This window comes from Pseudoxanthomonas kaohsiungensis (assembly GCF_010211765.1).
GTDB classification, from domain to species: Bacteria; Pseudomonadota; Gammaproteobacteria; order Xanthomonadales; family Xanthomonadaceae; genus Pseudoxanthomonas; species Pseudoxanthomonas kaohsiungensis.
In genome coordinates this window covers 1-22,989 of sequence record NZ_PDWO01000013.1, presented here as the reverse complement: position 1 = coordinate 22,989, position 22,989 = coordinate 1, and the positions used below count along the sequence as shown (strand labels likewise).

20 protein-coding genes are annotated in these 22,989 nt (G+C 70.8%); 10 read left to right on the top strand and 10 right to left on the bottom strand.

Features of this window, described 5'->3' with window-relative positions:
- Complete coding sequence (locus CSC66_RS13185) at positions 1–1,005, bottom strand: mitochondrial fission ELM1 family protein (protein WP_162377868.1); 1,005 nt, start codon at positions 1,003–1,005, stop codon at positions 1–3.
- A 121-nt stretch (positions 1,006–1,126) separates the two neighbouring features.
- On the opposite strand from CSC66_RS13185, the gene CSC66_RS13180 reads away from it, so the two are divergent.
- The 5 genes from CSC66_RS13180 (at position 1,127) to CSC66_RS13160 (ending at position 5,198) form a co-directional block, all read left to right on the top strand.
- On the top strand, positions 1,127–1,714 hold the full coding sequence (locus tag CSC66_RS13180) for a malonic semialdehyde reductase (RefSeq protein WP_162377867.1): 588 nt from the start codon (positions 1,127–1,129) through the stop codon (positions 1,712–1,714).
- A 50-nt stretch (positions 1,715–1,764) separates the two neighbouring features.
- Positions 1,765–2,349, top strand: coding sequence for a YceI family protein (locus CSC66_RS13175; RefSeq protein ID WP_162377866.1), 585 nt, complete (start codon positions 1,765–1,767; stop codon positions 2,347–2,349).
- 210 nt (positions 2,350–2,559) lie between these two features.
- Positions 2,560–2,757, top strand: a complete 198-nt coding sequence (locus tag CSC66_RS13170; RefSeq protein ID WP_162377865.1) for a zinc-finger domain-containing protein — start codon at positions 2,560–2,562, stop codon at positions 2,755–2,757.
- Positions 2,758–2,788: 31 nt separating this feature from the next.
- Positions 2,789–3,904, top strand: a complete 1,116-nt coding sequence (locus CSC66_RS13165; RefSeq protein WP_162377864.1) for a glycosyltransferase — start codon at positions 2,789–2,791, stop codon at positions 3,902–3,904.
- Complete coding sequence (locus CSC66_RS13160; protein ID WP_162377863.1) at positions 3,885–5,198, top strand: O-antigen ligase family protein; 1,314 nt, start codon at positions 3,885–3,887, stop codon at positions 5,196–5,198. Before CSC66_RS13165 ends, CSC66_RS13160 begins: the two co-directional genes overlap by 20 nt.
- Positions 5,199–5,297: 99 nt before the next feature.
- Here the strand turns inward: CSC66_RS13160 and CSC66_RS13155 are convergent, their stop codons facing one another.
- Entirely contained in the window at positions 5,298–6,221 is a 924-nt protein-coding gene (locus tag CSC66_RS13155) for an LpxL/LpxP family Kdo(2)-lipid IV(A) lauroyl/palmitoleoyl acyltransferase (protein ID WP_162377862.1), read from the bottom strand.
- Between the two features lie 60 nt (positions 6,222–6,281).
- On the opposite strand from CSC66_RS13155, the gene waaA reads away from it, so the two are divergent.
- Positions 6,282–7,628 carry a lipid IV(A) 3-deoxy-D-manno-octulosonic acid transferase gene (gene waaA, locus CSC66_RS13150; RefSeq protein WP_162377861.1) on the top strand — a complete coding sequence of 449 codons (1,347 nt, stop codon included), beginning with the start codon at positions 6,282–6,284 and terminating at the stop codon, positions 7,626–7,628.
- Between the two features lie 63 nt (positions 7,629–7,691).
- Here the strand turns inward: waaA and CSC66_RS13145 are convergent, their stop codons facing one another.
- The 3 genes from CSC66_RS13145 to CSC66_RS13135 all read right to left on the bottom strand — a co-directional run bounded on the left by CSC66_RS13145 (position 7,692) and on the right by CSC66_RS13135 (position 10,603).
- Positions 7,692–9,056: a TolC family outer membrane protein gene (locus tag CSC66_RS13145; protein ID WP_162377860.1), complete on the bottom strand. Its 1,365-nt coding sequence runs from the start codon at positions 9,054–9,056 to the stop codon at positions 7,692–7,694.
- A gap of 90 nt (positions 9,057–9,146) precedes the next feature.
- Entirely contained in the window at positions 9,147–9,809 is a 663-nt protein-coding gene (locus CSC66_RS13140; RefSeq protein WP_162377859.1) for a protein-L-isoaspartate O-methyltransferase family protein, read from the bottom strand.
- Positions 9,810–9,949: 140 nt separating this feature from the next.
- A complete protein-coding gene (locus CSC66_RS13135) occupies positions 9,950–10,603 on the bottom strand; it encodes a TetR/AcrR family transcriptional regulator (protein ID WP_162377858.1) in 654 nt (217 codons plus the stop codon).
- A 79-nt stretch (positions 10,604–10,682) separates the two neighbouring features.
- Between CSC66_RS13135 and CSC66_RS13130 the strand changes: the two genes are divergently transcribed.
- Positions 10,683–11,810, top strand: coding sequence for an efflux RND transporter periplasmic adaptor subunit (locus CSC66_RS13130; RefSeq protein WP_162377857.1), 1,128 nt, complete (start codon positions 10,683–10,685; stop codon positions 11,808–11,810).
- 3 nt (positions 11,811–11,813) lie between these two features.
- Positions 11,814–14,978, top strand: coding sequence for an efflux RND transporter permease subunit (locus tag CSC66_RS13125; protein WP_162377856.1), 3,165 nt, complete (start codon positions 11,814–11,816; stop codon positions 14,976–14,978).
- A 380-nt stretch (positions 14,979–15,358) separates the two neighbouring features.
- Here CSC66_RS13125 and CSC66_RS13120 read toward each other — a convergent pair whose 3' ends face one another.
- Positions 15,359–16,234 (bottom strand): LysR family transcriptional regulator, encoded by an 876-nt coding sequence (locus tag CSC66_RS13120; RefSeq protein WP_162377855.1) that lies wholly within the window; start codon positions 16,232–16,234, stop codon positions 15,359–15,361.
- A gap of 152 nt (positions 16,235–16,386) precedes the next feature.
- On the opposite strand from CSC66_RS13120, the gene leuC reads away from it, so the two are divergent.
- The gene (gene leuC, locus CSC66_RS13115; RefSeq protein ID WP_162377854.1) at positions 16,387–17,814 is read left to right on the top strand and encodes a 3-isopropylmalate dehydratase large subunit; all 1,428 of its coding nucleotides are present in this window, start codon (positions 16,387–16,389) and stop codon (positions 17,812–17,814) included.
- A 13-nt stretch (positions 17,815–17,827) separates the two neighbouring features.
- Positions 17,828–18,475 carry a 3-isopropylmalate dehydratase small subunit gene (gene leuD, locus CSC66_RS13110; protein WP_162377853.1) on the top strand — a complete coding sequence of 216 codons (648 nt, stop codon included), beginning with the start codon at positions 17,828–17,830 and terminating at the stop codon, positions 18,473–18,475.
- Between the two features lie 65 nt (positions 18,476–18,540).
- On the opposite strand, the gene gdhA is transcribed toward leuD, so the two are convergent.
- From gdhA to CSC66_RS13090, 4 genes are all read right to left on the bottom strand, one after another.
- Complete coding sequence (gdhA, locus tag CSC66_RS13105; RefSeq protein WP_162377852.1) at positions 18,541–19,881, bottom strand: NADP-specific glutamate dehydrogenase; 1,341 nt, start codon at positions 19,879–19,881, stop codon at positions 18,541–18,543.
- 84 nt (positions 19,882–19,965) lie between these two features.
- On the bottom strand, positions 19,966–21,024 hold the full coding sequence (gene leuB / locus CSC66_RS13100) for a 3-isopropylmalate dehydrogenase (protein ID WP_162377851.1): 1,059 nt from the start codon (positions 21,022–21,024) through the stop codon (positions 19,966–19,968).
- 61 nt (positions 21,025–21,085) lie between these two features.
- Positions 21,086–21,274 carry a hypothetical protein gene (locus CSC66_RS13095; protein WP_162377850.1) on the bottom strand — a complete coding sequence of 63 codons (189 nt, stop codon included), beginning with the start codon at positions 21,272–21,274 and terminating at the stop codon, positions 21,086–21,088.
- A 160-nt stretch (positions 21,275–21,434) separates the two neighbouring features.
- Positions 21,435–22,961 (bottom strand): 2-isopropylmalate synthase, encoded by a 1,527-nt coding sequence (locus tag CSC66_RS13090; RefSeq protein ID WP_238394399.1) that lies wholly within the window; start codon positions 22,959–22,961, stop codon positions 21,435–21,437.
- Positions 22,962–22,989 lie beyond the last annotated feature (28 nt).

Sequence of the window (22,989 nt, the reverse complement as noted above, 5' to 3'; positions counted from 1 at the left end):
TCAGCAGCGCCATGCCCCGTCGCCGTCGACCGGCTGCGGCCACAGCCGCCTGCGCACTTCCGCGGCCACCCGCGCGGTCTCGCGCAGCGCCGGTGCGGCGAACGATGGCAGGCTCCCGTCGCCAACCGCGCGGACCCGCCCCCGGTCCTGCAGCGCCCCCAGGAACTGGCCGATCCGGCCGCTCGCGCAACCGGGATCCAGCACGAACACCGGGGCCGCGGTGGCGCAGGCCTCCGAGAGCATGTTGACCGAGTCCGGGGTACACACCAGCCGGTCGGCGCAGGCGAGCAGGCCCGCATAGGGATTGTCGCCGGCACCGTCCCACAGCAGGCCGGGCATGTCGCGCAGGCCTTCGCGCAGGCAGGCGGCCACCGGAGCCGGCGTGCGCCGCGAGACCGTGGCGAGCAGGCTGCCACCCTCGGCGCGTATCCGCTCGCGCAACCGCGCCAGCAGCACCTGCAGCGCCGCGGTGGTCCAGGGCGCGTGCCGGGTGGGTCCGCCCACGAGCAGCACGATGCGTGGCCGCGGCAGCGCCAGCAGCGCGGGGAAACGCGCGCTCGCGTCGGCCAGCCAGGCGTCGTCGACCGGATTGAGGCTACCGAGCATCGGGACCACGTTGGCGCCGCGCAGGCGGTCGTGGCTGGGCGCGACCACCAGGTCCCAGTGCCGCGGATCGATGCGTGGATCCAGCACCTGCACGGTGCGCGCGCCACGCGCGCCCACCAGCCGCGTGGCCAGCGCGCCCTGGCGGCCGCAACCGATGGCCAGCGCGGGGATCGTTCCGGCCAGTGCTGCCGCGAATGCCGGGCCGAAGGCGCGAGCGGCCCCCGGCAGGCGCCGTGGCGCCAGCCAGCGCCAGGGTGCGGCGGGGTCCAGCGCCGGCGTCACTGGCGCGGCGACGCCCAACGCACGGGCCAGCGCCGCGGCCTGGCGGACGTTGCCGGCATGTCCGTCAGTCAGCAGCCAAGTCGTGGAATCCAGTGCTTTTTGTTGCGGAAACGACATCAATTCGTTCCGGAATGGGTTCACAAAATCATGGATGCAACACTCTACACTGGCCGCCTGCCTGGAGGCCGGGCAGGGGACGCACCACCGGCCTCCCGACCCGCCATTCCAAGGACCGATCATGCCGCACCCGTTGAACGATGCCGCGCTGGACCAGCTGTTCCGCACGGCCCGCACCTACAACGCCTTCACCGGCGACGTCAGCGACGCCACCCTGCGCCAGCTCTACGACCTGTTGAAGTTCGGCCCGACCCAGGCCAACACCACCCCGGCCCGGTTCGTGTTCGTGAAGTCCGCCGAGGCCAAGGCCAAGCTCGGCCCGGCGCTGGCGGAAGGCAACTACAAGAAGACCATGGCCGCGCCGGTGACCGTCATCATCGGCCGCGACGAGGACTTCCACGAAAAGCTGCCGTACCTGTTCCCGCACGCAGACGCCAAGTCCTGGTTCGACGGCCCGCGCGAAGGCCGCGAAAAGCCGTCGCTGCGCAACAGCTCGCTGCAGGCCGCCTACCTGATCGTCGCCGCCCGCGCGCTGGGCCTGGACGCCGGCCCGATGACCGGTTTCGACAACGGCAAGGTCGACGAGGCGTTTTTCGCCGGCACGAACATCAAGTCCGACATCCTGGTCAATCTCGGCCAGGGCGATCCCGCCAGCATCTACCCGCGCTCGCCGCGCCTGTCGTTCGACGAGGCCGCGCGCATCGAGTGACGCGCGCGCCGCCTCGACCCACCCCGTCCGCTTTACACAAGGAGCATCCCATGCGCATCCGCCTGCTTTCCGCCGCCGCCCTGCTCGCTTTCGCCGCCGCCCCGGCGTTCGCGGCCCCGGTGACCTACAAGATCGACCCGACCCACACCACCGTGCTGGCGCAGTGGAACCACTTCGGCTTCTCCAACCCCTCGGCCAGCTTCGGCAACGTCCAGGGCACGCTCGTCTACGACGCGGCCGACGTCGCCAGGTCCAGCGTCGAGGTGACCCTGCCGCTGTCGGGCCTGGAAGGCTTCAGCGCCAAGTTCAACGAGCACCTGCGCAGCGCCGACTTCTTCGACGCGGCCAAGTTCCCGAAGGCGACCTTCAAGAGCACCAAGGTCGAGGCGGCGGGTGAAGGCAAGCTCAAGGTCACCGGCGACCTGACCGTCAAGGACATCACCCGCCCGGTCGTGCTCGATGTGACCCTCAACAAGGCCGCCGACCATCCGATGACCAAGGCGCCGACGATCGGCTTCGATGCGACCACCACGCTCAGCCGCACCGAGTTCGGCGTCGGCAACTACGCCCCGGCGGTCAGCGACGAAGTCGAGCTGCGCATCACCACCGAAGCCTCGGTGCCGAAGGCCAAGTAAGCCGGTCCACGCAAGCCGGCGGGTTCTCCCTCCCCACCGCCGCGCGCCAGCCCGTTCGACGGGCTGGCGTTTTTTATGTCGCGGCGGAACGGTTTTCGCCGGCGGCAGCGGGCACCGGCATCGCGGCCGCGCCTTTTTCCCGGGCACCGGCCCACCGCGACCGGCGGGGGGCTAGAATTGGCGCCTGCTCCCGCATCGTCGACCCCCGCCATGACCACCACCGCCAACGCGCCCGCCAATGCCGAGAAGCGCTACACCGTGCACCGCGCCGACCTGCCGCTGAGCTGCCCGACGCCGGAAATGGCGCTGTGGAATTCGCACCCGCGCGTGTACCTGCCGATCCAGGACGACCCGGACCACCAAGCGCAGTGCCCGTACTGCGGCGCGGTCTACCAGCTGGCCGACTGAGGCCGCGGCCCGGACGCAGGCCGGCCACCCCGTGCCACGCCGCCTGACTGTGGTCCAGCTGCTGCCGGCGCTCGAGTCCGGCGGGGTCGAACGCTCCACCCTGGAAATCGCCGCCGCGCTGGTCGCCGCCGGGCACCGCGCCATCGTCGTTTCCGCAGGCGGGCGGCTGCTGCCGGCCTTGCGCGAATGCGGCGGCGAACACGTCGCCCTCGACATCGGCCGCAAGTCGCCGGCGGTGCTGCGGCATGTGCCGGCACTGCGCGCGTTGCTGCTGCGCGAAGCCGCCGACATCGTCCACGCGCGCTCGCGCCTGCCGGCCTGGCTGGGCCGGATCGCGCTGCATTCACTGCCTGCCCGGCGGCGTCCGCGCTGGGTCACCACCGTGCACGGGCTGAACTCGCCGGGCCGTTACAGCTCGGTGATGGCCAGCGGCGAACGCGTGGTCTGCGTGTCGCAGACCGTGCGCGAGCACGTCCTGCGACATTACCCGGCCGTCGAGCCGGCCAGGCTGCGGGTGATTCCGCGCGGCATCGATCCGTTGCAGTTCCCGCGGCGCACGCATCCGGATCCGGCGCGCGCGCGGGTAGCAGAAGATCATCCCGTGCTGGCCGGGCAGGGACCACTGCTGCTGTTGCCCGGCCGTGGCACCCGCCTGAAGGGCCACGCCGACGCACTGCACCTGTTGGCCGCGCTGCGGGCCGGGCCCTTCCCCGGGGCGCGGCTGTGGTTGCCCGGCGCGCGCGAGGCCGGGCGCGACGCATACGTAGGCGAGCTCGAAGCGCTGGCCGCGCAGCTGGACGTGGGTGACGCCGTGCTGTTCACCGCGCCCACCTCGCGCATCGCCCAGGCGTACGCGGCCAGCGACCTGGTGCTGCAGCTCTCGCGCAAGCCGGAAGCCTTCGGCCGGACCGTGCTCGAGGCGCTGTCGGTCGGTCGTCCGGTGCTGGGCTGGGCGCACGGCGGCGTCGGCGAACTGCTCGGGCAACTGCAGCCGCAGGGCGCGGTCGCGCCGTTCGACGCGGCGGCGCTGGCCGTCACGGCGACCAGCCTGCTGCGCGCACCGCCGCGCCCGCCGGACACCCTTCCCTACACGCTGCAGGCGATGCAGCACGCGACACTGGAGCTGTATGCCGAACTGGCCGGCTGAGCACGACACCGCGCGCCTGCGCGCGTTCGCCTGGACGCCGTACTGGGTACTGGCATTCGTCGCGCTGTGGCCGTTACCCGGGTCGGCCGAGGGCGTGCTTGCGCTCGGCGCGCTGGCAGTGCTGGTGCAGCTGGCGGTCACGCTCGGCAAGGCCCGCATGTTGCCGCTGGACCGCCGTGCCGCAGGCCTGGCGACCGCGCTGTTCGCCGTGTACTGGCTGCCGGAGCTGCTGTCCGCACCCGACGCGCTCGACCGGGGCCGCGCCTGGAAGGAGGTGGCGGCCGACCTGCGCTACCTGCCGTTCCTGTGGGGGGTGGCGATCGCGCTGCAGGCGCCGGCGGGGCGGCGGCTGGTGTTGAGTGGCCTGGCGGCCATCGTCGCGCTGTGGACGATGGATGCGTTGCTGCAGGCAGCGTCGGGCACCAGTCCGTTGTTCTGGAGCCTGGACGCGCTCAAGCGTGCGACGGCCGGGGCGGGTTTCTGCACCGCCGCCGAGGTCGCCGCGGTCGACCGCCTGGGTGGCGTGTTCGGTCCGTGCAACCTCAAGCTCGGACTGGTGCTGGCGAGCCTGTCGCCGTTCGCGCTGGAAGCGGCGTCGCGGCGCTTCGGCGTGGCGGGCTGGTGCGTGGCCGCGCTGGCGCTGGGCATCGCCATCCTGCTCGGTGGCGCGCGCGCGGCCTGGGTCGCCTATGCATTGGTGCTGCTGTTCTCCGGCTGGCGCGCGCTGGGTGGTCGCAAGCTGCTGGCCTTCGCCGCGGCCGGCCTGGTCGGCCTGGTCGCGCTGTATGCGGCGTCGCCGCAGCTGCAGCAGCGCGCGGAGCGGACTGCGCTGGCGTTCCAGTCCGGGCAGGGCGCCGGCGTCGATGGCGCGCTGTCCGGCCGCGGCAGGATCTGGACCGGCGCGGCCTGCATGATCGAAGCGCATCCGTTCAATGGCGTCGGCGTGCGCGGCTTCCGCGTGGCCTGGCCCGCTTGCGATCCGGCACCGGGACAGGCGCCGGCCTGGGGCGGTGGCGAGGCCTACCACGCCCACCAGCTGCTACTGGAACTGCTCAGCGAGACTGGCGCGATCGGCCTGCTGCTGTGGTTGGCGGGCGCCTGGATGGTGTGGCGGAGCTGGCGTCGCGCCGACGCCGTCGCCCGCGATCGCGCCCGTCCCGCGCTGCTCGCGCTGGCGGTCACCGTGTTTCCGCTCAACACCCACCTTGCGTTCTACTCGACCTTCTGGGGTGGGCTGGCGCTGCTGCTGGCGGGGCTCTATGCCGGCGCCCTTCATGGGCGCGAGCGCCCGTAGAGCGGGCCTTGGCCCGCTGCCCGCAGGTCCGCCGATCACTTCACGGTGAAATCAGCGGGGCAAGCCCCGCTCTACGGAGCACGGTTGCCGCGGCGAGGCTCAGTCGCGCTCGTAGAACGTGCTGCGTCCTTCCGGCTGGCGCTTGAAGCGGCGGTGGATCCACAGGTACTGCGCGGGCGCCTCGCGCACCATCGCCTCGATCGCCGCGTTGACGCGGCCGGTATCGGCAACCACGTCCTCGCCCGGGAATGCCGGCAGCGGCGGCGCCACGCGCAGGATGTAGCGCCCGCCTTCGCGGCGGTGGAAGAACGGCACCACCGCGCACCCGGTCAGCCGCGCGAGCTGGTGGGTGGCGGTGATGGTCGAGGCCGGCATGCCGAAGAACGGCGCGAATACCGTGTCCTTGCCGCGCATGTCCTGGTCCGGGGCGTACCAGAGGAAGCCGCCGCGCTTGAGGTGGCGCACCGCGCCGCGGATGTCGCCGTTGCCGAACATCGCCGATGCGTAGCGCAGGCGGCCGCGCTTGACCGCCCATTCCATCACCGGATCGCGGTGGCGGCGGTACATGCCGGCCAGCGGCACGTGGTCGCACATCAGCCGGCCACACATCTCCAGGGTCATGAAGTGTCCCGACACCAGCAGCACGCCACGGCCTTCGGCCTGCAGTGCGCGCAAGTGCTCCAGTCCTTCGATGCGAAGGTCGCGGCGCATCGGTCCGATGCCACCCCACCAGGCGCGGGCGAACTCGAACAGGCCGATGCCCAGCGCATCGAAACTGTCGCGCAGCAGCCGGGCGCGCCACTGCGGGGTTTCGGCCGGGAAGCACAGCTCGATGTTGACCTGCGCCGCGCGCCGGCGGGTACCGGCCAGGTGCAGCGCCAGCCAGCCGACGCCGCGGCCGATCGCGCGCTGCCACAGCCAGGGCAGGCGCGCGGCCACGATCATCACGCCCAGGCCCAGCCACATCGGCCAGTGGCGCGGGGTGAGGGGCGGACGCGGCGGCGGGGTGTCGGGCGCGGTCATGGGGCCGATTCTACGGCTTCGTGCACAGCCCGCGCCCATCGCCTCGGCTATGCTGCGCGCATGCCGAACGTAGCCAAGCGGAAGGAACCGGGCGAGGGCGTGCTGCGCGCGCTCTATTCGTTCGCGCTGTACGTGCTCTCGCCGTTCACCCTGTACCACCTGATCTCGCGTGGATTCCGCGTCCACGAATACTTCCGCCGCTGGGACGAGCGCTACGCCACCTACGGCAGCCAGCCGCGGCGCCCGTGCGTGTGGCTGCATGCGGTGTCGGTGGGCGAGGTCAATGCCGCCGCGCCGCTGGTGAACGTCCTGCTGCGGCAGCGGCCCGACATCCGCTGGGTCATCACCACCATCACCCCCACCGGCTCCGAGCGCGTGCGCGCGCTGTGGGGCGAGCGGGTCGAGCATGTCTACCTCCCCTACGACCTGCCGGGGAGCACCGCGCGTTTCCTGCAGCACTTCCAGCCCAGCCTGGGCCTGATCATGGAAACCGAGCTGTGGCCGAACATGCTCTTCGGCTGCCGCGACCTGGGCATCCCGGTCTACATCCTCAATGCACGGCTGTCGGCGCGCTCGCTGCGCGGCTACCGCCTGCTGCGGCCGTTGATCGGTCGCGCACTGCGCACGGTCAAGTGCGTGGCGGCGCAGTCCGCGGCCGATGGACGCCGCTTCCAGAAGCTCGGGGCGACCGCCGCGCAGGTGCAGGTCATCGGCAACCTCAAGTACGACGTCGCCGTGCCCGACTGCCTGGACGCGGTGCGCGCGGCGTTCTCCGCCGCATTGGCCAGGCCGCGCCCGGTGTGGCTGGCCGCCAGCACGCACGAGGGCGAGGAAGCGGCCGTGATCGCGATCCACCGGCGCCTTCGCGCGCGCTGGCCGGACCTGCTGCTGCTGTGGGCGCCGCGGCACCCCGAGCGGTTCGCGCGGGTCCAGGCGCTGGCCGCCGAGGCTGGCTGGAAGGTCGGCACCCGCAGGGGCGGGCACTGGCCACGGCCGGACGACGACGTGTTCGTGATCGACACCCTGGGCGAGCTGATGGCGTTCTATGGCTGCGCGGACGTCGCCTTCGTCGGCGGCAGCCTGCAGCCGATCGGCGGGCACAACCTGCTGGAGCCGGCGGCCGTGGGCACGGCGGTGGTTACCGGCCCGCACCTGCACAACTTCGCCGAGATCTCCAGGCGCATGGACGAGGCCGGGGCGCTGCGCATCGGCGCGGATGCCGAGGCGGTCGGCGCCGCGCTGGAGGCGCTGCTGGCCGATCCCGGGACGCGCCAGGCGATGACCGAGGCCGGCGCCACCCTGATCGAACAGGGCCAGGGCGCATTGCAGCGGACCCTGGCGCTGGTGGCGGCCGACCTGCCTGCCTCCGCCGACGAGCTTGCCGGCGCGGCGGTCACCGCCTCCTGAGCACCCATGAACGACGAGGCCGCCCTGAGGCGGCCCCGTGGTACGGACGGCTGTCGTCCGCGCTTACTGCTGCGACGGCGGGTTGGCCAGCTGGGCCTCGGCGTCGACGGTCAGCATCGCGTTGATGTTGCGCAGCTGCTCGATGTCGAGGTCGCCGGTGGCCTGGGTCAGCAGCAGGCGGTTGAGCAGGAAGTTGTAGCGCGAGCGCGCGTACTCGACCTGCGCCTGGAACAGCGTGCGCTGGTTCTGGACCACGTCCAGCACCGTGCGGGTGCCCACCTCGAGGCCCACCTGCGAAGCGTCGAACGCGCTCTGCGCCGACACGACCGCCAGGCGGCGCGCCTCCACTTCGCTGACGCCGGCGACCAGTGCCTGGTACAGGTTGCGGGTATTGCGGTCCAGCGCGCGGCGCTGCTGCTCGTAGCCGTCCTGGGCCTGGTCGCGCTGGGCCAGCGCCTGGCGCACGCGCGACTGGGTCGCGCCGCCGCTGAAGATCGGCACGCTCAGGGTCAGGCCGATGCTGGTGCCGGTGCTGTCGCCGGTGGCGCCGCCACCGCCGCCGATGCTGTCGCCCCACGCCGCGTCCTTGCCCCAGCCGCCGCCCAGCGACAGGGTCGGGTAATGGCCGGCGCGCGCGATCTGCACGCTGGTCTCGGCCGCGTCGGTCTGCAGCTGCGAGGCGCGCAGGGCCGGATTGTTCTCGACCGCGCGGGTGACCCAGCCGTCGGCGTCGGCATGCACGGCCGGCAACTCGGGGCGGAAGTCGGCCGGCAGGCCGCGCAGGTTCTGGACCGGCTGGCCGGTGAGCTCGGCCAGCGCCTGGTAGGCGTCGGCCAGTGCGTTGCGCACGAGGATGGTGTTGGCGCGGGCGTCATCGTACTGGGCGCGCGCTTCGTGCACGTCGGTGATCGGCGCCAGGCCGACCTCCAGGCGCTTGTCGGCGTAGTCGAACTGGCGCTTGCCCGCGGCCTCGTTGGCCTCGGCGGCGGCCAGCGACTCGATCGCCACCAGCACGTCGAAATACGCCGCGGCGGTGCGCACGACCAGGTCGTCGTTGGCCGCTTCCAGGGTGAAGTCGGCGGCCTGGCTCAGGGAGCGCTGCGCGCGCAGGCTGGAGAACTGGCCCCAGTTGAACAGGGTCTGGGTCGCGTTGACGCCGTAGCTGCGCGAGGTGGTGGTGAAGGTCCCGCTGGTGCCTTCGTACTCGGTGCGGGACCTGCGCAGCGACGCGTCACCGGTAACCTGCGGCAGCAGGGCGGCGCGCGCCTGGACCTCGCCTTCCTTGTCGTACAGGGTGGAGGATTCGGCGATCGCCAGCTGCGGGTCGCCATTGCGTGCCATCTCGTAGGTCTCGAGCAGGTCGGTGGCCTGCGCGGAGCCGGAGGCGAGGGCGGCGGCCAGTGCCAGGGCGAGGGAACGGCGGATCATCAGCGGCTTCCTTTCTAGGTGTGCGGCCAGCGCTGGGTTGCCGGCCGTCGAGGGGGAATGTCGGTGCTGGCCACGCCGCCTGGCGCGACCTCAGAACAGGAACTTGGGGACCGGGCCGGCGCCGTGCAGGTAGCCCAGCTCGGTCTCGAACAACGATTCGGCGGCCACGGCGTTGACCGCCTCGCCCTTGACCAGGCGCACGGCTTCCATCGACGGGGCATGGCCGCGGACCACGAACAGGCGCCCGCCGGGACGCAGCCACTGCAGGAAGCGCTCCGGCACTTCGGCCACCGCGCCGGTCACGCAGACCGCATCGAACTGGCGGCTGCCGTCGTAACGCAGCGCGTCGGCGACCTCGATGCGGACATTGTTTCCCAGGCCGGTGGCGTCCAGGCGCGCGCGCGCGGCGGCGGCCAGCTCCGGCACCAGCTCCAGGCTGACGACCTCGCGGGCCAGCATGCCCAGGCAGGCGCTCAGGTAGCCGCTGCCGGTGCCCACTTCCAGGACGCTGTCGCCGGGGCGCAGCTGCAGTGCCTGCAGCGCGCGGCCCTCGACCACCGGCTTCATCATCTTCTCGCCATGGCCCAGCGGCAGCTCGATGTCGGCATAGGCCAACGCCTGGTGTTGTTCGGCCACGAAGGCTTCGCGCGGCAGGCGCCCGATCACGTCGAGCACGGCCATGTCCAGCACGTCCCAGGGGCGGACCTGCTGCTCCACCATCAGTTCGCGGGCGCGGGCGTAATCGATCGTCATGTGGGGGTCATCCAACGCGGGAGGCCGGGCATTCTACCGGGCCCGGCCGCGGCTTGCCGGCAAGGATCGCCGTGGGCGCCGGGCGCCTCGCAGTGCCGGAAGTCACCGCGACCTCCGTCCCCGAGGCCTGCGTGGCCGGCTCAGGCCGCATAGGCGCGCAGGAAGAACTCGACCGTGGCATCGATGTGCCGCGCGACCTCCGCCGGGGTCGGCTGCGTGCACAGGCCGCAGGCCATCATCGGGTGCAGCTCGCCCTTGAGCAGGCTGAAGAACTGCGACGAAGCCAGCGCGGTGTCGTCGATCCGCAGCTGGCCCTGGTCGATCCGCGCCTGCAGGAACTGCGCGAACACCTCCTGCACGCGGCGCGGACCGGCATTCCAGAACAGCTCGCGCAGCGTGTTCTCCGTGGTGCCGGGGGTGTTCATCATGCGGTGCATGCTGATCGCCTCCTCGCTGGTGATCAGCCGGAAGAAGGCATGGCCGATGGCGCGCAGCTGCTCGTCCAGCGGGCCTTCCGGCGGGCGCACGAACAGGTCGTCCGGCAGCACTTCCTGGCACTTGTCGGTAATGGCCGCGGAGAACAGCGACTCCTTGTCGCCGAAGTGGCTGTAGACGGTCAGTTTGGAAACGCCGGCGGCGGCGGCGATCTGGTCCATGCTCACGCCCTGGTAGTCCTGTTCAAGGAACAGACGCTTGGCGGCGGCGAGGATCGACGCGCGCTTGCCCAGGTCCTTGGGGCGGCCGGGGCCGGGGGACCTGGCAGGAGGGGGCGTGGTGGCGTGCTTCGGGGTCATGCGGGAATACTAGACTACTCGGTTTTCTATTTATACCATACCCGTTGGTTCAATATTGAACAGCAGGATGGCGGCGGTGATGAAGAACGGATTCCAGGCCCTGCGCGGCACGGCCCTCGCGGTGATGGTGGCACTGATGTCCGCCTGCGGCAGCGACCATGCGCCGGTCGATGCGCGACGTCCCGTATGGGTGGTCCAGCCCCAGCCCGGCGGCGGCGCGGCCCTGGCCTTTCCCGGCGAGGTGCGTGCGCGCGAGGAAAGCCCGCTGTCGTTCCGTGTCGGCGGCAAGCTGGTGCGGCGGGCGGTGGACGCCGGCGCGCGGGTCGAACGCGGCCAGGTGCTGGCCGAACTGGACCCGGCCGACCAGGCGCTGCAGGCGCAAGCCGCGCAGGCGCAGCTGGCGGCGGCCGAAGCCGGGCTCGTGCGTGCCAAGGGTGACCTGGACCGCTACGCACGGCTGGTCGACCAGCAACTGGTCAGCCGCTCCACCTACGACGCGCAGAAGGCCGCCTACGAGGCCGCCGTCGGCCAGGCCCGCGCCGCGCGCGCGCAATGGGAAGTGACCCGCAACCAGGCCGGCTACGCCGAACTGCGCGCCCCGGACGCCGGGGTGATCGCATCGCGCCAGGCCGAGGCCGGCCAGGTCGTCGCCGCCGGGCAGACGATCTTCGTGATGGCGGCCGACGGTGGCCGCGAGGTCGCGATCGACCTGCCCGAGGATCGCATCCGCCAGTTCAAGGTCGGCGATGCGGCGCAGGTGGAGCTGTGGAGCGCACCGGGCCGGCGCCTGCCAGGCACGATCCGCGAGATCGCCCCGGCCGCCGACGCCCAGACCCGCAGCTTCGCCGCGCGCGTCGCGCTGGATGCGGGCGCCCGGGACCAGGTGGAACTCGGCCAGAGCGCGCGCGTCTACCTGGCGCAGGCCGGCGGCGACGGCAGCCTGCACGTGCCGCTGTCGGCGCTGCAGCGCGGGGAAGGCGATGCGGCGGCGGTATGGGTGGTGCGCCAGGGCAAGGCGTTGCGCATCCCGGTGACCGCCGGCACGTTCGGCAGCGACAGCGTGCCGGTCAGCGGCGGGTTGCAGGCCGGCGACTGGGTGGTGGCCGCCGGCGGCCACCTGCTGCGCGAGGGCGAGGCGGTGGCACCGGTGGACCGCGACAACCGTCCGGTCGCCGGGGCCGCCGCTGCGCAGCCGAAGGCGGACTGAGCCATGCGCCGCTTCAACGTTTCCGAGTGGGCGCTGCACAACCGCGGCCTGGTGCTGTACTTCATGGTCGCGCTGGCGATCATCGGCAGCTGGTCGTACCTGCGGCTGGGGCAGAGCGAGGATCCCCCGTTCACCTTCAAGGCGATGGTGGTGCGCACGTTGTGGCCGGGCGCCACCGCCGAGGAGGTGTCGAAGCAGGTCACCGAGCGGGTCGAGAAAGCGGTGATGAACACCGGCAAGTACGAGTTCGTTCGCTCGTACTCGCGGCCCGGCGAGTCGCAGGTGATCTTCATGGCGCGCGACTCGATGCCTTCCAAGGACGTGCCCGACCTGTGGTACCAGGTGCGCAAGAAGGTCGGGGACATCCGTCCGACCCTGCCCGAGGGCGTGGTCGGTCCGTTCTTCAACGACGAGTTCGGCGACACCTTCGGCAACATCTACGCGCTGACGGGGCCGGGTTTCGACTACGCGATCCTCAAGGACTACGCCGACCGCATCCAGCTGGACCTGCAGCGGGTGGCCGACGTGGGCAAGGTCGAGCTGGTCGGCCTGCAGGACGAGAAGGTCTGGATCGAGATCGACAACACCAAGCTGGCCACCCTGGGCATCCCGCTGCAGGTGGTGCAGCAGGCGCTCGAAGGCCAGAACGCGGTCGTGCCGGCCGGCTTCTTCGAGACCGCCGGCGAACGGGTGCAGCTGCGCGTGGACGGCCCGTTCCGCAGCGTCGAGGAAATCCGGGCGTTCCCGATCCGCGCCGGCGGCCGCACCATCCGCCTGGAGGACGTGGCGCGGGTGCACCGCGGCTTCTCCGATCCGGCCGCGCCGCGGATGCGCTTCATGGGCCAGGATGCGATCGGCATCTCGGTGGCGATGAAGGACGGCGGCCACATCCTGCGCCTGGGCGATGAGCTGGAGGCGCGTTTCGCCGATCTGCAGGAAACCCTGCCCGCCGGCATGGAGCTGCGCAAGGTCTCCGACCAGCCCGAGGCGGTGCGCGATTCGGTCGGCGAGTTCGTGCGCGTGCTGGCCGAGGCGGTGACCATCGTGCTGCTGGTCAGCTTCTTCTCGCTCGGTTTCCGCACCGGCCTGGTGGTGGCCGTGTCGATCCCGCTGGTGCTGGCGATGACCTTCGCGGTGATGCACTACTTCGGCATCGGCCTGCACAAGATCTCGCTCGGTGCCCTGGTGCTGGCGCTCGGCCTGCTGGTGGACGACGCGATCATCGCCGTGGAGATGATGGCCATCAAGATGGAGCAGGGCTTCGACCGCCTGCGCGCGGCCAGCTTCGCCTGGGAGTCGACCGCCTTCCCGATGCTGACCGGCACGCTGATCACCGCCGCCGGCTTCCTGCCGATCGCCACGGCCGCCTCGAGCACCGGCGAATACACCCGTTCGCTGTTCCAGGTGGTGACGATCGCCCTGCTGGTGTCGTGGATCGCCGCGGTGCTGTTCATCCCGTGGCTGGGCGACAGGATGCTGCCGGACCTGGCCCATCCGCAGCCGCCGAAACCCGGCAGCCTGGCCGCGCGCCGCCGTGCGTTCCGCGAACGGCTGGCCGACCGCTGGCCGCAGTTCGCCTTCGCCCTGGCGCCGGCGCCGCTGGACGCGCACCACCACGACCCCTACCAGCGCCCGTTCTACCAGCGCTTCCGGCGCCTGCTCGATGCCTGCCTGCGCCGGCGCTGGCTCGTGATCGGCGCGACGATCGGCCTGTTCGTGCTGTCGCTGGTGCTGTTCCGTTTCGTGCCGCAGCAGTTCTTCCCCGATTCGACCCGTCCTGAACTGATGGTCGACCTGGAACTGGCCGAGGGCGTGTCGTTGCGCGCCACCGAGGCGCAGGCGAAGAAGCTGGAGACGCTGCTGGAGGAGCGCGCCGACATCCGCAACTACGTGGCCTACGTGGGCACGGGTTCGCCGCGCTTCTACCTGCCGCTGGACCAGCAGCTGCCGGCGACCAACTTCGCCCAGTTCGTGGTGCTCGCCGAGGACACCCGTGCCCGCGAGGAACTGCGCAACTGGCTGCTCAAGGACGTGGTGCCGCAGTTCCCCGAACTGCAGATGCGCGTGACCCGGCTGGAGAACGGCCCGCCGGTCGGCTACCCGGTGCAGTTCCGCGTGTCGGGCGAACACGTCGAACAGGTCCGCGCGATCGCGCGCCAGGTGGCGGAGAAGGTGCGCGCCAACCCGCATACCACCAACGTCAACCTCGACTGGGACGAGCCGAGCAAGGTGGTGCGGATGGAGGTCGACCAGGACCGCGCCCGCGCGCTGGGCATCAGCAGCGCGCAACTGGCGCAGTTCCTGAGCGCGCAGCTGTCCGGCTACACCGCCAGCACCTACCGCGAGGGCAACGAGCTGGTCGGGATCATGCTGCGCGGCGGTGCCGGCGACCGCGACCAGCTCGAGCTGCTCGGCAGCCTGGCGGTGCCGACCGGCGATGGCGGCAGCGTGCCGCTGTCGCAGGTGGCACGCCTGCACCAGGTGTTCGAGGACGGCATCATCTGGCACCGCGACCGCCTGCCTACCATCACCGTGCGCGCCGACCTCAGCGACGAGCTGCTGCCGGCGGCGGTGACCGCGCAGATCGACCCGACCCTGGACGGGATCCGCGCCGGGTTGCCGCAGGGCTACCTGCTGCAGGTCGGCGGCTCGGTCGAGGACTCGGCGCGCGGCCAGAACTCGATCGCCGCCGGCATGCCGCTGTTCCTGATCGTGGTCACCACGCTGCTGATGCTGCAGCTGCGCAGCTTCTCGCGCACGGTGATGGTGCTGGTCACCGCGCCGCTGGGGCTGATCGGCGCGACCTGGTTCCTGCTGATCTTCCGCATGCCGTTCGGCTTCGTGGCCATGCTCGGCACGATCGCGCTGGCCGGCATGGTGATGCGCAACTCGGTGATCCTGGTCGACCAGATCGAGCAGGACATCGCCGCCGGCCACGACCGCTGGCACGCCATCGTCGACGCGACCGTGCGCCGGTTCCGGCCGATCGTGCTGACCGCGCTCACCGCGGTGCTGGCGATGATCCCGCTGTCGCGCAGTGCGTTCTACGGTTCGATGGCAGTGGCGATCATGGGCGGCCTGATCGTGGCCACCGCGCTGACGTTGCTGTTCCTGCCGGCGCTGTACGCGGCATGGTTCCGGGTGAAGCCGGAGGAAGCGGCGGGCTGACTGGAGCCGAAAGGCCAGCGAAAGCGAAGCCCGGGGAGGTGGCGGCGGCACTCCGATGCGATGCCTGCCGCCGCTCGTGTCCCCCGGCATCGGCCTGCGGCCGCTGCCTCCTCCTTTACCTCCCGTCGACAGGCATCGCACCGGAGTGCTTGGAGGCGGCTGGCGGTTTCCCAGCGACTGACCACGATTGCCGCATCCGTTGTCGGCGCTTTGCGAGCAGGGCGCAAGCCACGTTGGGAAGGTCTGCCGTGATGCCTCCTGACCGGAAGTAAAGGAGGAGGTGCCGACCGGCGGTCGGCACCGGGGGACATGGAGGTCAGGAGGCATCACGGCAGACCCCCAGCCAACCTCGCCGCCCTTTTGCCCGGACATCCCGAAAATCAGGACGACGAAGCCTCCACCTGCAGCAGCCCGATGAACGCCTGCGCCGCACGCGACAGCGTGCGGCCGCCGTGGACGACGTAGCCGAGCCGGCGCGACAGTTGCACCCCGGCCACCGGCAGCACCTGCACCTGCGCGTCGACCATCGTCTGCGGCAGCGCGCTCCAGGCCAGGCCCACGGAGACCATCATCTTGATCGTCTCCATGTAGTTGGTGGTCATCCGCAGTTGCAACGACAGGCCACGGCGGGCGAAGACGTCGGCGACGATGCGATGGGTGAACGTGCCCGGGTCCGGCAACACTGCCGGGTGCGCGGCGATGTCGGCCAGGGTCGCCTTCGGCAATCGCGCCAGCGGATGATCGGGCGCCACGGCGAAGTGCAGGGGGTCGTCCCAGACCATGGTCGCGTGCAGCGGTGCTTCGGTGGGTCCGAGCGTGGTCACCGCCAGCTCGACCTCGCCGTGCAGCACCTGCGCGTAGGCCTGCTCCGAATCCATGAAACGGATGTCCAGCGCCGCGCGCGGGTGCAGCGCGGTGAAGCGTCGCAGCGGTGCCGGCAGCCGGTGCAGGCCGATGTGGTGGCTGGTGGCCACGCTCAGCCGTCCGCCGATGTCCTGGCCCAGGTCCTGCAGCGCGCGGCGCGCCGCCTCGGCTTCGGCCAGCATCTGCCGGGCGCGCGGCAACAGCAGACGCCCGGCCTCGGTGAGGACCACCTGGCGGCCGAGCCGGTCGAACAGGCGTGCCTGCAGCGACGCCTCCAGCAAGGCGATGCGCTTGCTGATCGCCGGCTGGGTCAGGTGCAGCTGGCCGGCGGCGGCCGAGAACCCGCCATGGTCGGCCACGGCGACGAACGCGGAAAGGCTGGCCCAGTCCATCCCGGCTCCCGATCAACCGATTCCCTGTTGGAATCCAATGGATGAAAAATATCCATTTGAGTTATCGATGGCAAGGGGGCAGGATGGCCTTCCAGCCGGTGGCCCGGCGCCCTCGTGGCCGCCTGCCACCGCCAGACGATCCGAGGCAGCGCATGGCCGGCAAGACCCTGTACGACAAGCTGTGGGAGATGCACGAGGTGACCCGTCGCGACGACGGTTCCTCGCTGATCTACATCGACCGCCACATCCTCCACGAGGTGACTTCGCCGCAGGCGTTCGAGGGCCTGCGCCTGGCCGGGCGCAGGCCGTGGCGGGTCGACGCCAACATCGCCACGCCCGACCACAACGTGCCGACCACGCGCACCGAGCGCGCCGGCGGCCTGCAGGCGATCGTCGACGAGGTCTCGCGCCTGCAGGTGCAGACCCTGGACGAGAACTGCGACGACTTCGGCATCCTCGAGTTCAAGATGGACGACGTGCGCCAGGGCATCGTCCACGTGGTCGGCCCGGAACAGGGCGCGACCCTGCCGGGCATGACCGTGGTCTGCGGCGATTCGCACACCTCCACGCACGGCGCGTTCGGCGCGCTGGCGCACGGCATCGGCACCTCCGAGGTCGAGCACGTGCTGGCCACCCAGTGCCTGGTCGCCAAGAAGATGAAGAACATGCAGGTCCGGGTCGAAGGCACGCTGGGCCCGGGCATCACCGCCAAGGACATCGTCCTGGCGGTGATCGGCAGGATCGGGACCGCCGGCGGCAACGGCCATGCGCTGGAGTTCGCCGGCAGCGCGATCCGCGACCTGTCGGTCGAGGGCCGGATGACGATCTGCAACATGGCCATCGAGGCCGGCGCACGGGTCGGCATGGTCGCCGTCGACGACAAGACCATCGACTACGTGAAGGGCCGCCCGTTCGCGCCCATGGGCGCCGATTGGGACAGCGCGGTCGCGCTGTGGCGCACGCTGGTGTCCGATCCCGACGCGCATTTCGACACCGTGGTCGAACTCCGCGCCGAGGACATCCGCCCGCAGGTCAGCTGGGGCACCTCGCCGGAGATGGTGCTGGCGGTGGACCAGAACGTGCCCGATCCCGAGCGCGAAACCGATCCGGTCAGGAAGGACTCGATCATGCGCGCGCTCAAGTACATGGGCCTGCAGCCCAACCAGCCGATCACCACGATCCGGCTGGACCGGGTGTTCATTGGTTCCTGCACCAACTCGCGGATCGAGGACCTGCGCGCCGCGGCGGCGGTGGCCAGGGGACGCAAGGTCGCCGCGAGCGTGAAGCAGGCGCTGGTCGTGCCCGGTTCGGGGCTGGTCAAGGCCCAGGCCGAGGCCGAGGGCCTGGACAAGGTGTTCCTCGATGCGGGCTTCGAGTGGCGCGAGCCGGGCTGTTCGATGTGCCTGGCGATGAACCCGGACAAGCTGGGCAATGGCGAGCATTGCGCCTCGACTTCCAACCGCAACTTCGAAGGCCGCCAGGGCGCCGGCGGGCGCACCCACCTGGTCAGCCCGGCGATGGCCGCGGCCGCCGCGGTGGCCGGCCGCTTCGTGGACGTGCGCGAGCTGATGGGCACTTGAGGAGACCGTCGAGATGAAAGCCTTCACCACCCATGCCGGCCTGGTCGCGCCGCTGGACCGCGCCAACGTCGACACCGACCAGATCATCCCCAAGCAGTTCCTGAAGTCGATCAAGCGTTCGGGTTTCGGCCCGAACCTGTTCGACGAGTGGCGCTACCTCGACGTCGGCCAGCCCGGCCAGGACAGTTCGAACCGGCCGATCAACCGCGACTTCGTGCTGAATTTCCCGCGCTACCGTGGTGCCAGCGTGCTGCTGGCGCGCGAGAACTTCGGCTGCGGTTCCTCGCGCGAGCATGCGCCGTGGGCGCTGGACGAATACGGCTTCCGCGCGATCATCGCGCCGAGCTTCGCCGACATCTTCTTCAACAACAGCTTCAAGAACGGCCTGCTGCCGATCGTGCTGAAGGACGAGGAAGTCGATGCGCTGTTCGCCCAATGCGAGGCGACCGAGGGTTACGAACTGACCGTCGACCTGGCCTCGCAGACCGTGACCCGGCCCGATGGCGTGCAGTACTCCTTCGAGATCGACGCCTTCCGCAAGCACTGCCTGTTGCACGGCCTGGACGACATCGGCCTGACCCTGCAGGAACGCGATTCGATCGCCGCGTTCGAGACCCGGCACCGCGCCGCGCAGCCCTGGTTGTTCCAGTCCGGTCGCTGAGGCCTGGAAACGAAGACGCCGCCCGCGGGCGGCGTCTTCGCATGTCCCCACAGCCAGGCGGATGATCAGTACACGCCCTGCGCCAGCATCGCGTCCGCGACCTTGACGAAGCCGGCGATGTTGGCGCCGTCGACGTAGTTGATGCTGCCGTCGCGGCGCCGGCCATGGCGCACGCAGTGGCTGTGGATGTCCTTCATGATCGCGTGAAGGCGCTCGTCGATCTCGGCGTGGTGCCATGACAGGCGCAGGGCGTTCTGGGACATTTCCAGGCCCGAGGTGGCCACGCCGCCTGCGTTGGACGCCTTGCCCGGTGCGTATAGCGTTCCGGAGGCCAGGAACACCTCCACCGCTTCGAGCGTCGACGGCATGTTCGCGCCCTCGGCCACGCAGATCACGCCGTTGTCGACCAGCGTGCGCGCGTCCTGGGCATCGAGTTCGTTCTGGGTGGCGCAGGGCAGCGCGATCTGGGCGGGGATGTGCCAGGGACTCCGACCGGGAAGATATTCGAAGCGCGCATCCTCGCCCAGTTCGGCCAGTCGACCGCGGCGGACGTTCTTCAATTGTGCAATCTGCGCGATCGCTTCGGCATCGAAGCCGTCGCGCGCGTACAAGGTTCCGTCCGAGTCGCTGAAGGTCAGTACCTTGCCGCCCAGGTCATTGGCCTTGATGGCGGCATATTGGGCGACGTTGCCCGAGCCGGACACCAGTACGCGCGCGCCATGGGTCGGTCGGCCAGCATGGTGCAGCATCTGTTCGACGAAATAGACGGTGCCGTAACCGGTGGCCTCCGGCCGCATCAGGCTGCCGCCGTAGGCGATCCCCTTGCCGGTGAACACGCAGCCGGCATCGTTGGACAGCTTCTTCATCATGCCGGCCATGTAGCCGACCTCGCGCGCGCCCACGCCGATGTCGCCGGCCGGCACGTCGGTGTCCGGCCCCAGGTGTCGGTACAGCTCGAGCATCAGCGCCTGGCAGAAGCGCATGACTTCGCCTTCGCTCTTGCCCTTGGGGTCGAAGTCCGCACCGCCCTTGCCGCCGCCCATGGGCAGCGTGGTCAATGCGTTCTTGAAGGTCTGCTCGAACGCCAGGAACTTGAGGATCGACAGGTTCACGCTCGGGTGGAAGCGCATGCCGCCCTTGAACGGACCGATTGCCGAATTGTGCTGCACCCGCCAGGCGCGGTTGACCTGCACCTGGCCGCGGTCATCGACCCAGCTCACCCGGAACTGGATCACCCGTTCCGGCTCGACCAGTCGCTCCATCAGTCCCGGTTCGGCGTACTGGGGCTGTCGCTCAAGCAATGGCCACAGGCTGGCGGTCACTTCCTCCACCGCCTGCAGGAACTCCGGCTGGTGCGGGTCGCGGCGGCGGATGCGTTCCAGAAACCTGTTCCTGGAATCGGTCATGACGATCCTCCCTGAATCACGGATCTCCTCGCGTGCCGACTTCCGCGGTAGTGCCAGGAAATCCCGCAGAGGAAATGTTTCCGCTCACGCCAGCCGTTCGATCACCGCCTGGGCGGCCTGTGTGGTGTTGACTGCTTGCCCGGCGGGCGCCAGATCAGCGGTAAATACTTTGGCATCCAGCGCGGCCGATACCGCCGCTTCGATCGATGCGGCTTCGGCCTCCAGCCCCAGCGAGTGGCGCAGCAGCAACGCGGCGCTGAGGATGGTCGCGTAGGGATTGGCGATGCCCTTGCCGGCGATGTCCGGCGCCGAGCCGTGGATCGGCTCGTAGATGCCGACCTTGCCGTCGCCCAGCGACGCCGAGGCCAGCAGGCCCAGCGAGCCGGCCAGCATCGAGGCCTCATCGGTGAGGATGTCGCCGAACATGTTCTCGGTCACGATCACGTCGTAGGCGCGCGGCTTGGACAGCAGGTGCATGGCCATCGAGTCGACCAGCTGGTGCTCGACCGCCACGTCGGGAAACTCCTCGCGCATCACCCGGCTGGTCACGTCGCGCCACAGCCGCGAGGTCTCCAGCACGTTGGCCTTGTCCACCGAGGTGAGGTGGCCGCGCCGCTGGCGGGCGAGCCGGCCGGCGCTGCGCACCACGCGCTCGATCTCGGCCACGGTGTAGCGGCACAGGTCGGTGGCGTCGGTGGCGCTGCGGGTCTTGTCGCCGAAGTAGATGCCGCCGGTGAGTTCGCGCACGACCAGGATGTCCACGCCTTCGAGCAGGTGCGGCTTGATCGGCGAGGCGCCCAGCGCGGCCGGATGTGGCTTGGTCGGGCGCAGGTTGGCGAACAGGCCCAGGCCCTTGCGGATCGCCAGCAGGCCCTGTTCCGGGCGCACCTTGGCATTGGGATCGGACCATTTCGGGCCGCCGACCGCGCCCAGCAGGATGGCGTCTGCCTTGCGCGCGGCTTCGAGCGTCGTATCCGGCAGCGGCACGCCGTGGCGGTCGATCGCGATGCCGCCGATGTCGTGCTCTTCGAACTCGAAGGTGTGGCCGTGGCGCGCGGCGACGGCTTCGAGCACGGGCAGGGTGGCCGCGATGATTTCCGGACCGATGCCGTCACCGGGCAGGACGACGATGTTGGCGTGCATGGGGCCTCGTGGATGCGTGGGTAGGGAAGGCGGCCGGCGCGGACGCGCGGCGGAGCGCCGGTTACTCGGCCGGCGGGGTGGCCGGTGCGGCGGCGGCGTCAGCGTCGCCGTCGCCACGCAAAGGCGCGGGGGAGGCCGCGTGCGCGCCGTTGTGCGGATAGGGCGTATCGGACAGGCGTCGCGCGAGCGCGCGGTTCACTGCCGCGTCGAAGGTCAGCGCGGCGGCCTGGTTGGTGTCGGCGATCGGCATCGGGAACGTTCCTGGCGGCGGATGTCGGGGCGACGTCCGGAGAAGCGGTGGATTGGGAAGTGTCGGCCATCCCCTGGCCGGGTGTGGGCGCGGCACGCGCTGCGGGCGACCGTCGCCGGCGGCAGGGACCGCCGGTCCGGTGCAAGAAGCGTGCCGCCGCTCAGGCGGTGGCGAGCTGTTCGCTGCCGGCCACCACGCGCCGTTGGCGCAACAGCCGGTTGGCCACGTCCAGCCAGGCCAGCGCACTGGCCTCGATGATGTCGCGGCTGGTGCCGGTGCCCTCGTACTCGGCCTCGCCGTGGCGCACGCTCAGGCTGGCCTCGCCACGCGCGTCGGCACCCAGGCCGACGCTGTGCACGCGGTAGCTCTCCAGCGCCAGGCGCACGCCGGTGGCCGCCGACAGCGCCGCGAACAGCGCGTCGACCGGGCCGTCGCCCTCGGCGCTCTCCAGCACGCGATTGCCTTCCGGGTCGGACAGCTCGACCGTGGCGATCGCGCGCTGGCCGCGGTCGCTGACCGTCATCGAGGCCAGCCGGTAGCCCTCGGCGTCGCCGGTGTCCTGCATCAGTGCCTGCAGGTCGGCGTCGGTGACCACGCGCTGCTGTTCGCACAGCGCCTTGAAGTCGGCGAACACCAGGTCCAGTTCGCCCTCTTCCAGGTAGTAGCCCAGCGCGCGCAGGCGCTGCTCGACCGCGGCGCGGCCGCTGTGCCGTCCCAGCACCATCTGCGTATCGGGCCAGCCCACGTCCTGCGGACGCATGATCTCGTAGGTGCCGCGGTGGCGCAGCATGCCGTGCTGGTGGATGCCCGACTCGTGCGCGAACGCATTGGCGCCGACCACCGCCTTGTTGCGCTGCACGTGCATGCCGACCAGCCGCTGCAGCAGCTGCGAGGTCGGCACCAGCCGGCGGGTGTCGATCCCGGTGTCGGCGTTGAAGAACGCGCCGCGCACCTTCAGCGCCATCACGATCTCCTCCAGCGCGCAGTTGCCGGCGCGCTCGCCGATGCCGTTGATGGTGCACTCGACCTGGCGCGCGCCGCCCTCGATCGCCGCGAGCGTGTTGGCCACGGCCAGGCCCAGATCGTTGTGGCAGTGCGCGCTGAAAACCACGTCGCCGGCACCCGGCACGTTGGCGATCAGGCGCTGGAACAGCCCGCGGATCTCCTCGGGCGTGGTGAAACCGACGGTATCGGGCACGTTGATCGTGGTGGCACCGGCGGCGATCGCCGCGGCGACCACCTCGTGCAGGAAGTCCTCCTCGGTGCGGGTGCCGTCCTCGGTCGAGAACTCGATGTCGTCGATGTACTGCCTGGCGTGGCGGATGCTGTCCACCGCCATGTCCAGCACCTGCTGCCGGCTCATCCGCAGCTTGTGTTCGCGATGCAGCGGACTGGTGGAGACGAACACGTGCAGGCGCGGACGCGCGGCTGCCTCCAGTGCGCGCAGCGAGGTGTCGACGTCGGCGCGCAGGCAGCGCGAGAGCACCGCCAGCACCGGTTCGCGCAGCTCGCGGCCGATCATGGCCATGGCCTCGCGGTCGGACTGCGAGCTGGCCGGGAAGCCGGTCTCGATAATGTCGCAGCCCAGCTCGGCGAGGGCGCGCGCCATCACCAGCTTCTGCGGCGGGGTCATGCTGCAGCCGGGCGACTGCTCGCCATCGCGCAGGGTGGTGTCAAACACCCGGATGCGGGCCGGGGAGACCTGGGGGTGGGCG